The sequence below is a fragment of the Peptoniphilus harei genome (assembly GCF_016726485.1).
In the GTDB taxonomy this organism is placed as follows: Bacteria; Bacillota; Clostridia; order Tissierellales; family Peptoniphilaceae; genus Peptoniphilus_A; species Peptoniphilus_A harei.
The window spans coordinates 1,594,716-1,607,100 of the sequence record NZ_CP068103.1 but is presented as its reverse complement, the minus strand read 5'-3'; the positions used below and the strand labels follow the sequence as shown (position 1 = coordinate 1,607,100).

Sequence of the window (12,385 nt, the reverse complement as noted above, 5' to 3'; positions counted from 1 at the left end):
AAGTTTTTTTGATTCTTAATAAGATTTTATGACTCCATAATCTTTTATGACTTCATAATATTTTATTAAATTACAATTTTTTACTACTTCATAACTTTTTACTACTTCATAATTTTTTACTACTTTATAATTTTTTACCAAGTCAAAAACTTCATCTTACTTTCCTCTTCCTTATTTGTGTTATAATTTTTCTGAGGTGTAAGAATGGATACTATTAAGAAAAGATACAATGCCATAGATTTTTTGCGTGGCTTCACTATTATAAGCATGATAATTTATCATGGTCTATTTGACCTTGAAAATTTTTATGGATTTGATTTCAATCACAATTTTTATTACTTTCAGCAGTATATATGTATTTCCTTTATTTTGATTTCTGGTTACTCAACCCACTTTTCTAATAATTTCAAGAAGAAGTTTCTAATCTTATGTGGCCTTTCTCTCTTGATTACTCTTGGGTCCTACGTATTTTCTAAAGAAGATGCAATTTATTTTGGGATCATTCATTTCTTTGCTGGTGCCACCTTAATTCACATACTTATAAAAAAATACATAAAAAAAATAAATCCAAAGCTTGGACTTATTATAAATACTATTTTATTTGTAAGTCTAAAGAGAATTTATTATGGAAGTATCTTTTTTGGAAAGCTTATTCCACCAAAGGCACTTTATGATCTAAACCTATTTATCCTTGGTCTTCCTAGCGAAAACTTTTCATCAGGTGACTACTTCCCTATAATTCCCTGGATATTTTTATTTTACATGGGCTACTTTCTCTTTGACTTCATAAAATTTACAAAAAAAGAAGCCTCCCACAATATTATAAATATCATGGGTAGGCATTCTCTTTTAATTTATTTCCTCCATCAAATTATTTTGATTGGAATTTTCTCTCTTATCTTTGGCTTTTGATTAAATTCTTCCGCTGGCGCCACCGCCACCAGAAGAACCTCCTCCGCCGAAGCCTCCAAAGCCTCCGCCGCCAAAACCACCAGATGATCCACCGAAACCACCTGATCCTCCGAAGCCACCATAGCCTCCAAAGGAACCTGGTCCCCAGAAAATCACTGGTCTTTGTCTTCTTCTCCTGCTTCCTGGTCCACTTCCGCCGCCAGGTCCTCCTCCATTTTTATTTCTAAAAATCAAGGAAATTATAAAAATAATTATGATTAATCTTATAATGGGAACCAATGATAGAAATAAATTATCATCATAATCGTCCTCAGAATAATCAATGGCTTCTTGTGGCTCTCTTGCCACAATGTCAACTCCATATTCTCCCTCATATAATTTTATAATTTGTGCATATCCTTCAAGCACTGCCTTTTCAAAGGGCCTGTCATTTTCATTTTCAGCAACAACTTTTCCCATTGCCCTAATAATTCGCGATGCATAGGCATCGGGAACAAATCCCTCTGCTCCATAACCTGGTTCAATTTTTACCAGCCTATCATTATCATCGAGTAGGGCAAGGAGGATTAGGACTCCATTGTCCTTATCCTTGTCGCCAATTTTTATATCATTAAAAATCTTTGTGGCGTATTCTTCAAGGGAGTAGCCTTCTAAGCTATTGACTATGACAACCCCTATCTCCCCACCTGTCTTCTTTTTAAGATCATAAGTGGTTTTGTTGAGATAGTCTATGGTCTCTTGACTAAGGGTATTTGTCTCATCATAAACATTGTAGGACATTTGGTCCTTATCAAAGGCATAGACGTTAAAGACCAGGGTGAAGACAAATAAAATTGTAGCTAACAATTTTTTCATAGCTATCACCTAAAACTTAACTTCTGGTACTTGATTGTCCTTTTCTGAAACTTCAAAATAATCTCTTGGTCCAAAACCTAAAATTTTTGCAATAATATTTGTTGGGAACCTTCTAACCTTTTGATTGTAAAGCTTAACTGTGTCGTTATATCTCATTCTTTCTGTGGCAATCCTATTTTCAGTTCCTTCAAGTTGGGCTTGTAGGTCTAGGAAGTTTTGGTTTGCCTTTAATTCTGGATAATTTTCCACAACAACATTAAGTCTTCCAATAGCTTCTGTCAAATTATCATTAGCTTCAGCAAGTTCCTTAGGTGTAGATGCTTCAGAAACTCCTGCACGAGCCTTAGTAATTTCTGTGAAAGTTTCCTTTTCGTGACCTGCGTATCCCTTAACAGTTTCTACTATATTTGGAATTAAGTCAGCACGTCTTTTTACTTGGTTTTGGACTTGTGCCCAAGCACCATTTACATCTTCATCTAGCTTAACTAGATTGTTCCATTGGCCACCGAAGAAAATTGCAATTACAACAACTATGGCTATAATGGCAACTATTCCTACAGCGCCCTTATTTTTATTCTTCATCGCTTCCTCCTATTTTTTCAATTTTCATTTTGCCTATGGCTTCTTCAACAAGCTTGTCACAGTCAAGTGGCTCTTCAGACTTTTCTATTCCCTCAATGCTTGGTGTCAAAAGTGGATGTTTTGGCAGGAATACTGTACAGCAATCTTCATAAGGAAGGATTGATGTTTCATAAGTATCAATATCCTTGGCAATATCAATTATATTTACCTTGTCCATGCCAATAAGGGGTCTAAAGACAATCTTGTCTGTTATAGCGTCAGTTACCTTGAGTCCGTCAATAGTTTGTGATGCAACTTGTCCCAGATTTTCACCTGTTATAATACAATCATAACCATTGTCTCTTGCAATCTTATCTGCAACCCTCATCATAAATCTTCTAGATATAATAGTCATTTCGTCTTCAGGACAATTAATATTTATTTCCTTTTGTATATCCAAGATGTTTACTGAATAGAAAGTCAAGTCTCCTGAGAAGTTTGAAATGTCTTCTGCAAGTTTTTTTACCTTTTCCTCTGCTCTTTCAGATGTGAAAGGATAAGAATGGAAGTGGAGGCAATCCACAAGAACTCCTCTTTTTGCCATTAAAAATCCTGCAACTGGAGAGTCTATTCCTCCTGATAGGAGAAGAAGTCCCCTACCATTTGTTCCTGTTGGAAGTCCACCATGGGCCTTAATCTTATCTACATAGATATAGGTATCCTTTTTCAAATCGCAGTAAACATAAAAGTCTGGATTGTGGACGTCAACCTTGATGTCGAAGTTCTTTAAGACCATGCCACCAATTTTTGCAGAAATTTCCATGGAATTAAGTGGAAACTTCTTGTCTCCCCTATTTGTCTTAACCTTAAAAGTCTTGTATTCTGGATGGTCTTTTAAAGTTTCATCTACAATCTTTACAACTGCTTCTTCTATTGTCTCCCAATCTCTTTCCACTTGGTAAGTTGGGGCAATGTAGACAATACCAAAGACGTGTTTTAGCCTGTTTATTAATTTTTCTTCATTGTCACTTGTAACTTCAACATAAATTTTTCCCATGTTGTGGTAAATTTTTCCATGGTCAAGATTTCTTAGGTTTCTCTTAACAGATTTTATTAACTTTTCTATAAACCTATGTCTATTTTTCCCCTTGAGGATTACTTCCCCAAGAGAAAGTGCCATAACTTTTTTCATTCAATCACCTATCTCATTATTTTTCTTATTTCATCAACGTATTTTACTAATTTTTCTACAAAAATATCTATATCTTCTTCTGTCGTATCCTTGGAAGTACAAATCCTTATAGTTCCCTCAGCATACTTATCTGAAAGTCCAATTTGTTCAAGAGTTGTGGACTTATGAGTTCCATTAGAAGTGCAGGCAGAGGCTGTTGAAATATAAATTTCATCTCCTTCTAGGTAGTGAAGAAGAACTTCTGCCCTAATATCCAATATAGAGAGAGATACAATAAAATCTGTAGAATCTTCTGGAGTGTTTATCTTATAATCCTTAAGATTTTCTTCTAACTTTTTAAGTAAATATTCTTTAATTTCCTTTGCATGGGCAAGTCTCTTGTCTAGATCCCTCTTTGTAAGTTCACAAGCCTTGCCAAAGCCAAGGATACCTGGCACATTTTCTGTTCCAGACCTAAGGCCCTTTTCTTGACCTCCACCAATTACAAGACTATTTATATTTACATCCTTTCTCTTGTAAAGGGCGCCCATTCCCTTAGGGCCATAAATCTTGTGAGATGAAAAAGAAAAAGTATGGCAGCCAAGGTCCTTAACATTGACAGGAATCTTTCCAACAGCTTGAACTCCATCAACGTGACAAAAGACATCTTTATTAATAGACTTGGCTATTTCAAAAATTTTCTTGACCTTGTTAACAGTTCCAAGTTCATTGTGAACATATATAAGGGATACTAAAATTGTGTCTTCGTCCATGACTTCTTTAAATTTTTCTAGGTCCACAGCACCAGTTTCATCTACATCAAGATATACTACATCATAACCCTTTTCCCTGTAGTGTTTAAATTGGTCGTCAATAGATGCATGTTCAATGGCAGAGGTAATTATCTTCTTGCCCCTTCTCTTGTTTTTTTCTATGGCACCATGAATGGCAATGTTGTTACTTTCAGTTCCGCCTGATGTGAAATAAATTTCATCAGCCTGAGTCTCAATAAGGCTTGCTGCATTTTTTCTAGCTACTTCTATTTCCTTTTCAACCTTGTGACCAAAGATGTGAAGTGATGATGGATTTGCAAAGTCATCAGTTAACGCCTTCATCATTACTTCAACAACTTCCTTGTCTGGTTTTGTTGTTGCACAATTATCTAAATATATCATATAACTTCCTTCTATCTAATTATAAGTTTCTACTAATTCTATATTATAACACGACTTCATAGGTGATTTCTAACCTCTGGACCATTTATCCGAAATTTTATAATAATAAAAATTTTTTAATGTTATACTTAAATTGGTGATAATGTGAAAGTTATAGAAAGAAAAATTTCTCCACCAAAGAGAAATTATATAAAAATAGAAACATCAGGACTCTCGAGAGACTTGGATTCAATTATATCTATTGGTCTCGCTCTAAAGTCCTCTGAAAAGATAAAATTTTATTATGTGGAAAGTTTTAAGGACGAGAGAACACTCTTGGGAGAAGTCCTTCCTATTATTGAAGACAAAGAATTTACAACTTATTCTGGCAAGGCCTTTGACCTTAAATTTTTAAAAACAAAGTGTCAAATGTACTTCTCAAAAGATATTGACTTTAATTTTATAGATCTTCAAGAAGTGACAAAGACTTACAACTTTATATTCAAACTCTCATCACATTCTAATAAGGACTTGTTGAAAAACTTCGTAGATTCTTTTGATTCATCAAGTGAGTGGACCTACCAGGGAATAAAAATAAAATCTCTTTTTAAGAAATTTATAGAAGGTGATGAAGCTTCTATGGATAGGATCTTAGACTACTCCTTTGAAAGCCTTAAGAACTTAATATTATTAGACGATAATATAAGAAATAGCTTGAAATCTAAGTTGAGTTTTAAAATTTTAAATTATAAATTTATTTTAGAAAGCTTTGAACTCTTAGGCAATACCATAGAGTTAAGAGGAAAGACAAATTATTCAGAAGAATACTTTGCATCGAGAGGACTTTATTCACTAGAAATTTTTAATTTAATAGAAAATAAAGAAGACTATTTAGAACTTACAGGATATCCGAAAAGTTTCATTTTAAAAATCAATACTGAAGATGGCTTATATGATGAAGACAATAAATGTTTCTTCATTCTTAAGAAAGACCTTAATCTAAAATTAGAAAACAAAAGTAATATAAAAAGTCCAGCTAAAATTTTAATTTTATATTACAAGGAACATATATTTGAAAATCAAAAAGACTTGTGTGAGAAAATATTGAATTTAGAATTAAATAAAAAAGTCTAAGAGTAGATAATGATTCATGATTTTTTATAAAGTAATTATTAGTCATTTAAGTATAATTTTTTAAGTTTATAATTAAGTAAATTAAATATCTAAAAGATTTATAATTAACTGTAACAAAAAGGCTTGGAATAATCCAAGCCTTTTACACTTTATATTAATTTTTTTACTTTCTAGCTAATTTCTAACTTATAAAAAAATCAAAATCCACTAATCTTAAATGAAACTATCTATTATAATTATTTTGAAATTAATAATTTTACTTCATCTAAAAGATTTTTTTTACTTTTACAATTTTTAAATAATTAAAAATCCAATGAAAAAAGACTACTTAATCAATAAGTAGTCTTCCTGGTGCAGAAAGAGGGACTTGAACCCTCACGCGATTTCTCGCACATGCCCCTCAAACATGCCTGTCTGCCGATTCCAGCACTCCTGCATGAGCAAAAAAAAGCTTGTAATAAAAATTACAAGTTTTTGTGGCGTATCCTAGAGGATTCGAACCCCCGACCTTCTGGTCCGTAGCCAGACGCTCTATCCAGCTGAGCTAAGGATACATAAAAAAATGGAGCGGATGACGAGATTCGAACTCGCGACCCTCGCCTTGGCAAGGCGATGCTCTACCACTGAGCCACATCCGCATAAATAATTTTTTATAGAATTTTTGGTGGAGGAGAGTGGATTTGAACCACTGAAAGTTAAACTAACGGATTTACAGTCCGTCCCCTTTGGCCAACTCGGGAACTCCTCCATGTAAGTCCCTAATAATAAGATTTTTTGGAGCTGGTGGGAGGACTTGAACCCCTAACCTACTGATTACAAGTCAGTTGCTCTACCAATTGAGCTACACCAGCTTAATTAGTTTTTTAATTAATAAACTCTCTAATTTTATTAGTTCTTATTGTTTTTTACAACCAATCAACCTTCGCTTTCGCTCGGTTTCTTGGGAAGCTCAATGGCAAAACCTTTAGCAAATCAAAGATTTGGTCGGTTTTGCATAAGTTCGAGTGAACAAAATCAAAGATTTTGACTCTCACTTAACCTACACCAGCATTTCACTTATTAATGATAACATATTTGAAGTAAATTTGCTACATAAATTTAATTGGCGACCTGGATCGGGTTCGAACCGACGACCTCCAGCGTGACAGGCTGGCATTCTAACCAACTGAACTACCAGGCCCAATTTGGTGGACACAATAGGGCTCGAACCTATGACCCCCTGCTTGTAAGGCAGATGCTCTCCCAACTGAGCTATGCGTCCATCTGGTGACCCTGCCGGGAATCGAACCCGGGATACCACCGTGAAAGGGTGGTGTCTTAACCGCTTGACCACAGGGCCTTATTTAATTTGGTAGCGGGAGAAGGATTTGAACCTCCGACCTTCGGGTTATGAGCCCGACGAGCTACCATGCTGCTCCATCCCGCGTCATTTGTACCCGGCTACTATTTCTTTTGGTGCCGAGAATCGGAATCGAACCGATACGGTGTTTAACCACCGCAGGATTTTAAGTCCTGTGCGTCTGCCAGTTCCGCCACCCCGGCTTGTTTTTTAAATGGCTCTCAGGGTGGGACTCGAACCCACAGCCTACCGGTTAACAGCCGGTTGCTCCACCATTGAGCTACCTAAGACTATTGGGGACTTTTGTCCCTTACTGGCGATAACTTACTCTCCCAGGTCGTTGCCAACCAAGTACCATCAGCGGACTAATGCTTAACTTCTGTGTTCGGTATGGGTACAGGTGTGTCCATTGTCCTATTCTCACCAGATTAACTTAAAAACTAATCTTACCTTAAATCTTTGGTCAAGTCTTCGACCTATTAGTACTCGCTAGCTGAATGTATTGCTACACTTACACCTTGAGCCTATCTACCTCATTTTCTTCAAGGGGTCTTATCTTTCGAGGGAAATCTCATCTCGAGGGGGGCTTCGGGCTTAGATGCCTTCAGCTCTTATCCCTTCCAAACTTAGCTTCCCAGCTATGCACTTGGCAGTACAACTGGTGCACCAGAGGTTTGTCCATCCCGGTCCTCTCGTACTAAGGACAGCTCCTCTCAAATTTCCTACGCCCACGACGGATAGGGACCGAACTGTCTCGCGACGTTCTGAACCCAGCTCGCGTGCCTCTTTAATGGGCGAACAGCCCAACCCTTGGGACCTACTTCAGCCCCAGGATGAGACGAGCCGACATCGAGGTGCCAAACCTCCCCGTCGATGTGGACTCTTGGGGGAGATAAGCCTGTTATCCCCGGGGTAGCTTTTATCCGTTGAGCGATGGCCCTTCCACTCGGTACCACCGGATCACTAAGTCCTGCTTTCGCATCTGCTCGACTTGTTGGTCTCGCAGTTAAGCTCCCTTCTGCCTTTATACTCTGCGCACGATTTCCATCCGTGCTGAGGGAACCTTTGAACGCCTCCGTTACTCTTTCGGAGGCGACCGCCCCAGTCAAACTGTCCAACTGAGAGTGTCCCTTCCCCAGATTCATGGGGTTAGGTTAGAATTCTAGCATTAAAAGAGTGGTATCCCAACGGTGACTCCCAAGATACTGGCGTACCTTGTTCTTAGTCTCCCACCTATTCTGTACATTTAATCCCAAAATTCAATCTCAGCCTACAGTAAAGCTCCACGGGGTCTTTCCGTCCTGTCGTGGGTAAGCGGCATCTTTACCGCTACTACAATTTCACCGGATCCTTTGTTGAGACAGTGCCCAAATCGTTACACCTTTCGTGCGGGTCGGAACTTACCCGACAAGGAATTTCGCTACCTTAGGACCGTTATAGTTACGGCCGCCGTTTACTGGGGCTTCAGTTCTAAGCTTCGCTTACGCTAACTTTTTCCCTTAACCTTCCAGCACCGGGCAGGTGTCAGCTCCTATACTTCGTCTTTCGACTTAGCAGAAACTTGTGTTTTTGGTAAACAGTCGCTTGGGCCTTTTCACTGCGGCCCCCTTTTACAGGGGCTCCCCTTCTCCCGAAGTTACGGGGTCATTTTGCCGAGTTCCTTAACAAAGGTTTTTCCGCTCGTCTTAGGATTCTCTCCTCACCTACCTGTGTCGGTTTACGGTACGGGCGATACTTCTCTAGTAGTGGCTTTTCTTGGCAGTGTGGAGTCATAAGCTTCTCTACTTGTTTTCGATCCGCATTACGCTTCAGACTTCTCGGAAAGCGGATTTGCCTACTTTCCATCCTTTGCGCTTGCACGCCTCACCAACTGGGCGCTCTTATTATCCTTCTGCGTCCCCACTTCCTTTAACGATTGTATCGGTACAGGAATTTCCACCTGTTGTCCATCGACTACGCTTTTCAGCCTCGCCTTAGGTCCCGACTTACCCTGAGTGGACGAGCCTTGCTCAGGAATCCTTGGGTTTTCGACGGGTGAGATTCTCACTCACCTCTCGCTACTCATGCCAGCATTCTCTCTTGTATGATGTCCACAGTGCCTTACGACTTCTGCTTCATCCTTCATACATTGCTCCTCTACCAACGTTATACGTTCCATAGCTTCGGTATATAGTTTAGCCCCGGTTATCTTCGGCGCAGAGTCACTTGACTAGTGAGCTATTACGCACTCTTTAAATGAGTGGCTGCTTCTAAGCCAACATCCTAGTTGTCTCAGTAACTCCACATCCTTTCCCACTTAACTATAATTTTGGGACCTTAGCTGATGGTCTGGGCTCTTTCCCTTTCGACTATGAAGCTCATCCCACATAGTCTGACTCCCTAGTGCATGATATGGTATTCGGAGTTTGATAGGTCTTGGTAACATATGCATGCCCCTTGACCAATCAGTGCTCTACCCCCTTTTCATGTCTTACTAGAGGCTAGCCCTAAAGCTATTTCGAGGAGAACCAGCTATCTCCGTGTTCGTTTGGCTTTTCACCCCTATCCACAAGTCATCCGATAACTTTTAAACGTTACCCGGTTCGAGCCTCCATTGAATTTTACTTCAACTTCACTCTGCTCATGGATAGATCACACGGTTTCGGGTCTACAACCACTAACTTCCGCCCTATTTAGACTCGCTTTCGCTTCGGCTCCGCATCTTTAATGCTTAACCTCGCTAGTAATCGTAACTCGCTGGCCCGTTCTACAAAAAGTACACGATCGTGGTGCAAAACCACTTTCGCTGCTTGTAAACACTAGGTTTCAGATTCTATTTCACTCCCCTCACGGGGTTCTTTTCACCTTTCCCTCACGGTACTTGTTCGCTATCGGTCACCAAGTAGTATTTAGCCTTAGGGGGTGGTCCCCCCATATTCCCACTGAATTTCTCGTGTTCCGTGGTACTCTTTTGTGTCGGATATCTTCGCTTTCGTCTACAGGACTCTTACCTTCTTTGGTTAATCTTCCCAGATTATTTGGCTGGCTATTGTCTCTTTATACACATCGGGCTCTTCCCCGTTCGCTCGCCGCTACTTAGGGAATCGAGTTTTCTTTCTTTTCCTCAGGTTACTTAGATGTTTCAGTTCACCTGGTTCGCTTCCTATAGTTATGAATTGGCTATAGGATACCTCTTATGAGGTGGGTTTCCCCATTCGGATATCTACGGGTCATAAGATATTTGCTCCTCTCCGTAGCTTTTCACAGCTTGTCGCGTCCTTCTTCGCCTCTTGGTGCCTAGGCATTCACCTAGTGCTCTTTTTAACTTGACCTTTGTTAATAAACATTTCTGTTTATTTCCAGTTTAATTGTTTTGTTTAAGAAATTTTGATTAGTTTTTAAGTTGTTATGGTTCTCTTCTTTTTTCAAAGAAGCTTTCGACCACTTATGTGATCATGGTGGAGATAAGGAGATTCGAACTCCTGACCTCCTGCTTGCAAGGCAGGCGCTCTCCCAACTGAGCTATACCCCCATATATATAATTAAAATAGTGTGAAGATTTTTTTCCTTAGAAAGGAGGTGATCCAGCCGCACCTTCCGATACGGCTACCTTGTTACGACTTCACCCCAGTCACCTATCCTACCTTCGACTGCTGCTTCCCTAAGGTTCGCTCGCAGGCTTCGGGTATTACAAGCTTCCATGGTGTGACGGGCGGTGTGTACAAGACCCGGGAACGCATTCACCGCAGCATGCTGATCTGCGATTACTAGCAACTCCATCTTCATGTACTCGAGTTGCAGAGTACAATCCGAACTGGGAAAGACTTTTTGAGGTTGGCTTAATATCACTATCTCGCTTCCCTTTGTATCTTCCATTGTAGCACGTGTGTAGCCCAGGGCATATAGGGCATGATGATTTGACGTCATCCCCACCTTCCTCCGATTTATCATCGGCAGTCTCTTTAGAGTCCCCATCCGAAATGCTGGTAACTAAAGATAGGGGTTGCGCTCGTTGCCAGACTTAACTGAACATCTCACGACACGAGCTGACGACAACCATGCACCACCTGTATTGAGGCTTCCGAAGAAGAGGGTATATCTCTATACCGGTCCTCAGTATGTCAAGCCCTGGTAAGGTTCTTCGCGTTGCTTCGAATTAAACCACATGCTCCGCTGCTTGTGCGGGTCCCCGTCAATTCCTTTGAGTTTCATGCTTGCGCACGTACTCCCCAGGCGGAGTGCTTAATGTGTTAACTGCGGCACCGAATTATTCCGATACCTAGCACTCATCGTTTACAGCGTGGACTACCAGGGTATCTAATCCTGTTTGCTACCCACGCTTTCGTTCCTCAGCGTCAGAATGAGCCCAGTAAGTCGCCTTCGCCACCGGTATTCTTTTTAATATCTACGCATTTCACCGCTACACTAAAAATTCCACTTACCTCTACTCTTCTCAAGATATGCAGTTTCAAATGCTTACAGTAGTTAAGCTACTGCCTTTTACATCTGACTTGCATTTCCGCCTGCGAACCCTTTACGCCCAGTGATTCCGGACAACGCTAGCCCCCTACGTATTACCGCGGCTGCTGGCACGTAGTTAGCCGGGGCTTTTTCTTATGGTACCGTCATTATCTTCCCATATAAAAGAACTTTACGACTCGAAAGCCTTCATCGTTCACGCGGCGTCGCTGCATCAGAGTTCCCTCCATTGTGCAATATTCCCCACTGCTGCCTCCCGTAGGAGTTTGGACCGTTTCTCAGTTCCAATGTGGCCGTTCACCCTCTCAGGCCGGCTACCCATCGTCGCCTTGGTGGGCCGTTACCTCACCAACTAGCTAATGGGACGCGAGTCCATCTTAGACCACCGGAGTTTTGATCATTAGTGCATGGGCACCTATGATTTCATTTGGTATTAATCCCGGTTTCCCGAGGCTATCCCAATGTCTAAGGCAGGTTACTCACGTGTTACTCACCCGTCCGCCGCTAATCCATCTTATCTTCACCCCGAAGGGATCTGTCAAGATTTCATCGCTCGACTTGCATGTGTTAAGCGCGCCGCCAGCGTTCGTCCTGAGCCAGGATCAAACTCTCAATTAAAAAATTTGTATGACTCATTAGTTTTCTCAAAACTAAACGAATATCTGGTTTGCTTGTGATTCTTTAAAAGAATCTGTGATTAAATCACGAATTGTTTATCTATCTTCACACTATTTAATTATCATGTTTCATGCGCTACTTTTTGAAGTAGCTTGTTTATTATACTACCGTGTTTTTTCTTTG

6 protein-coding genes, 12 tRNA genes and 3 rRNA genes are annotated in these 12,385 nt (G+C 40.1%); 2 read left to right on the top strand and 19 right to left on the bottom strand.

Annotated elements, in window-relative coordinates; genetic code table 11:
* Window positions 1-204 precede the first annotated feature (204 nt).
* Window positions 205-912 (top strand): heparan-alpha-glucosaminide N-acetyltransferase domain-containing protein, encoded by a 708-nt coding sequence (locus tag I6I93_RS07595; protein ID WP_112890044.1) that lies wholly within the window; start codon window positions 205-207, stop codon window positions 910-912.
* On the opposite strand, the gene I6I93_RS07590 is transcribed toward I6I93_RS07595, so the two are convergent.
* The 4 genes from I6I93_RS07590 to I6I93_RS07575 are packed head-to-tail and all read right to left on the bottom strand — an operon-like array spanning window position 913 to window position 4,674.
* Entirely contained in the window at window positions 913-1,767 is an 855-nt protein-coding gene (locus I6I93_RS07590) for a TPM domain-containing protein (protein ID WP_112890043.1), read from the bottom strand.
* Between the two features lie 9 nt (window positions 1,768-1,776).
* Complete coding sequence (locus I6I93_RS07585) at window positions 1,777-2,349, bottom strand: LemA family protein (RefSeq protein WP_070700179.1); 573 nt, start codon at window positions 2,347-2,349, stop codon at window positions 1,777-1,779.
* Window positions 2,339-3,520 carry a tRNA uracil 4-sulfurtransferase ThiI gene (gene thiI / locus I6I93_RS07580; protein ID WP_112890042.1) on the bottom strand — a complete coding sequence of 394 codons (1,182 nt, stop codon included), beginning with the start codon at window positions 3,518-3,520 and terminating at the stop codon, window positions 2,339-2,341. The genes I6I93_RS07585 and thiI overlap by 11 nt, the downstream gene beginning before the upstream one ends.
* An 8-nt stretch (window positions 3,521-3,528) precedes the next feature.
* Window positions 3,529-4,674: a cysteine desulfurase family protein gene (locus I6I93_RS07575; protein WP_112890041.1), complete on the bottom strand. Its 1,146-nt coding sequence runs from the start codon at window positions 4,672-4,674 to the stop codon at window positions 3,529-3,531.
* A 144-nt stretch (window positions 4,675-4,818) separates the two neighbouring features.
* Between I6I93_RS07575 and I6I93_RS07570 the strand changes: the two genes are divergently transcribed.
* On the top strand, window positions 4,819-5,787 hold the full coding sequence (locus tag I6I93_RS07570; RefSeq protein WP_112890040.1) for a ribonuclease H-like domain-containing protein: 969 nt from the start codon (window positions 4,819-4,821) through the stop codon (window positions 5,785-5,787).
* 349 nt (window positions 5,788-6,136) lie between these two features.
* Here I6I93_RS07570 and I6I93_RS07565 read toward each other — a convergent pair.
* The 15 genes from I6I93_RS07565 to I6I93_RS07495 form a co-directional block, all read right to left on the bottom strand.
* Window positions 6,137-6,223: transfer RNA gene (locus tag I6I93_RS07565), tRNA-Leu, on the bottom strand.
* A gap of 41 nt (window positions 6,224-6,264) precedes the next feature.
* Window positions 6,265-6,341 (bottom strand) — tRNA-Arg (locus I6I93_RS07560).
* Between the two features lie 9 nt (window positions 6,342-6,350).
* Window positions 6,351-6,425, bottom strand: a tRNA-Gly gene (locus I6I93_RS07555).
* A gap of 24 nt (window positions 6,426-6,449) precedes the next feature.
* A tRNA-Tyr gene (locus tag I6I93_RS07550) sits at window positions 6,450-6,535 on the bottom strand.
* A 27-nt stretch (window positions 6,536-6,562) separates the two neighbouring features.
* Window positions 6,563-6,638: transfer RNA gene (locus tag I6I93_RS07545), tRNA-Thr, on the bottom strand.
* Window positions 6,639-6,890: 252 nt separating this feature from the next.
* A tRNA-Asp gene (locus I6I93_RS07540) sits at window positions 6,891-6,967 on the bottom strand.
* A 5-nt stretch (window positions 6,968-6,972) separates the two neighbouring features.
* Window positions 6,973-7,048, bottom strand: a tRNA-Val gene (locus tag I6I93_RS07535).
* A 3-nt stretch (window positions 7,049-7,051) separates the two neighbouring features.
* Window positions 7,052-7,126: transfer RNA gene (locus tag I6I93_RS07530), tRNA-Glu, on the bottom strand.
* 10 nt (window positions 7,127-7,136) lie between these two features.
* A tRNA-Met gene (locus I6I93_RS07525) sits at window positions 7,137-7,213 on the bottom strand.
* 27 nt (window positions 7,214-7,240) lie between these two features.
* A tRNA-Leu gene (locus I6I93_RS07520) sits at window positions 7,241-7,329 on the bottom strand.
* Between the two features lie 12 nt (window positions 7,330-7,341).
* A tRNA-Asn gene (locus I6I93_RS07515) sits at window positions 7,342-7,416 on the bottom strand.
* Window positions 7,417-7,437: 21 nt separating this feature from the next.
* Window positions 7,438-7,554: ribosomal RNA gene (gene rrf, locus I6I93_RS07510) — 5S ribosomal RNA — on the bottom strand.
* A gap of 31 nt (window positions 7,555-7,585) precedes the next feature.
* Window positions 7,586-10,437, bottom strand: a 23S ribosomal RNA gene (locus tag I6I93_RS07505).
* 124 nt (window positions 10,438-10,561) lie between these two features.
* A tRNA-Ala gene (locus I6I93_RS07500) sits at window positions 10,562-10,637 on the bottom strand.
* 40 nt (window positions 10,638-10,677) lie between these two features.
* Window positions 10,678-12,202: ribosomal RNA gene (locus tag I6I93_RS07495) — 16S ribosomal RNA — on the bottom strand.
* The 16S, 23S and 5S rRNA genes sit together here with 12 tRNA genes alongside, the layout of an rRNA operon.
* Window positions 12,203-12,385: the final 183 nt, after the last annotated feature.

Excerpts from the sequence above, each read along its gene's own strand:
- I6I93_RS07595 (WP_112890044.1), top strand. The coding sequence starts at position 205 with ATGGATACTATTAAGAAAAGATACAATGCCATAGATTTTTTGCGTGGC.
- I6I93_RS07590 (WP_112890043.1), bottom strand. The coding sequence starts at position 1,767 with ATGAAAAAATTGTTAGCTACAATTTTATTTGTCTTCACCCTGGTCTTT.
- I6I93_RS07585 (WP_070700179.1), bottom strand. The coding sequence starts at position 2,349 with ATGAAGAATAAAAATAAGGGCGCTGTAGGAATAGTTGCCATTATAGCC.
- thiI (WP_112890042.1), bottom strand. The coding sequence starts at position 3,520 with ATGAAAAAAGTTATGGCACTTTCTCTTGGGGAAGTAATCCTCAAGGGG.
- I6I93_RS07575 (WP_112890041.1), bottom strand. The coding sequence starts at position 4,674 with ATGATATATTTAGATAATTGTGCAACAACAAAACCAGACAAGGAAGTT.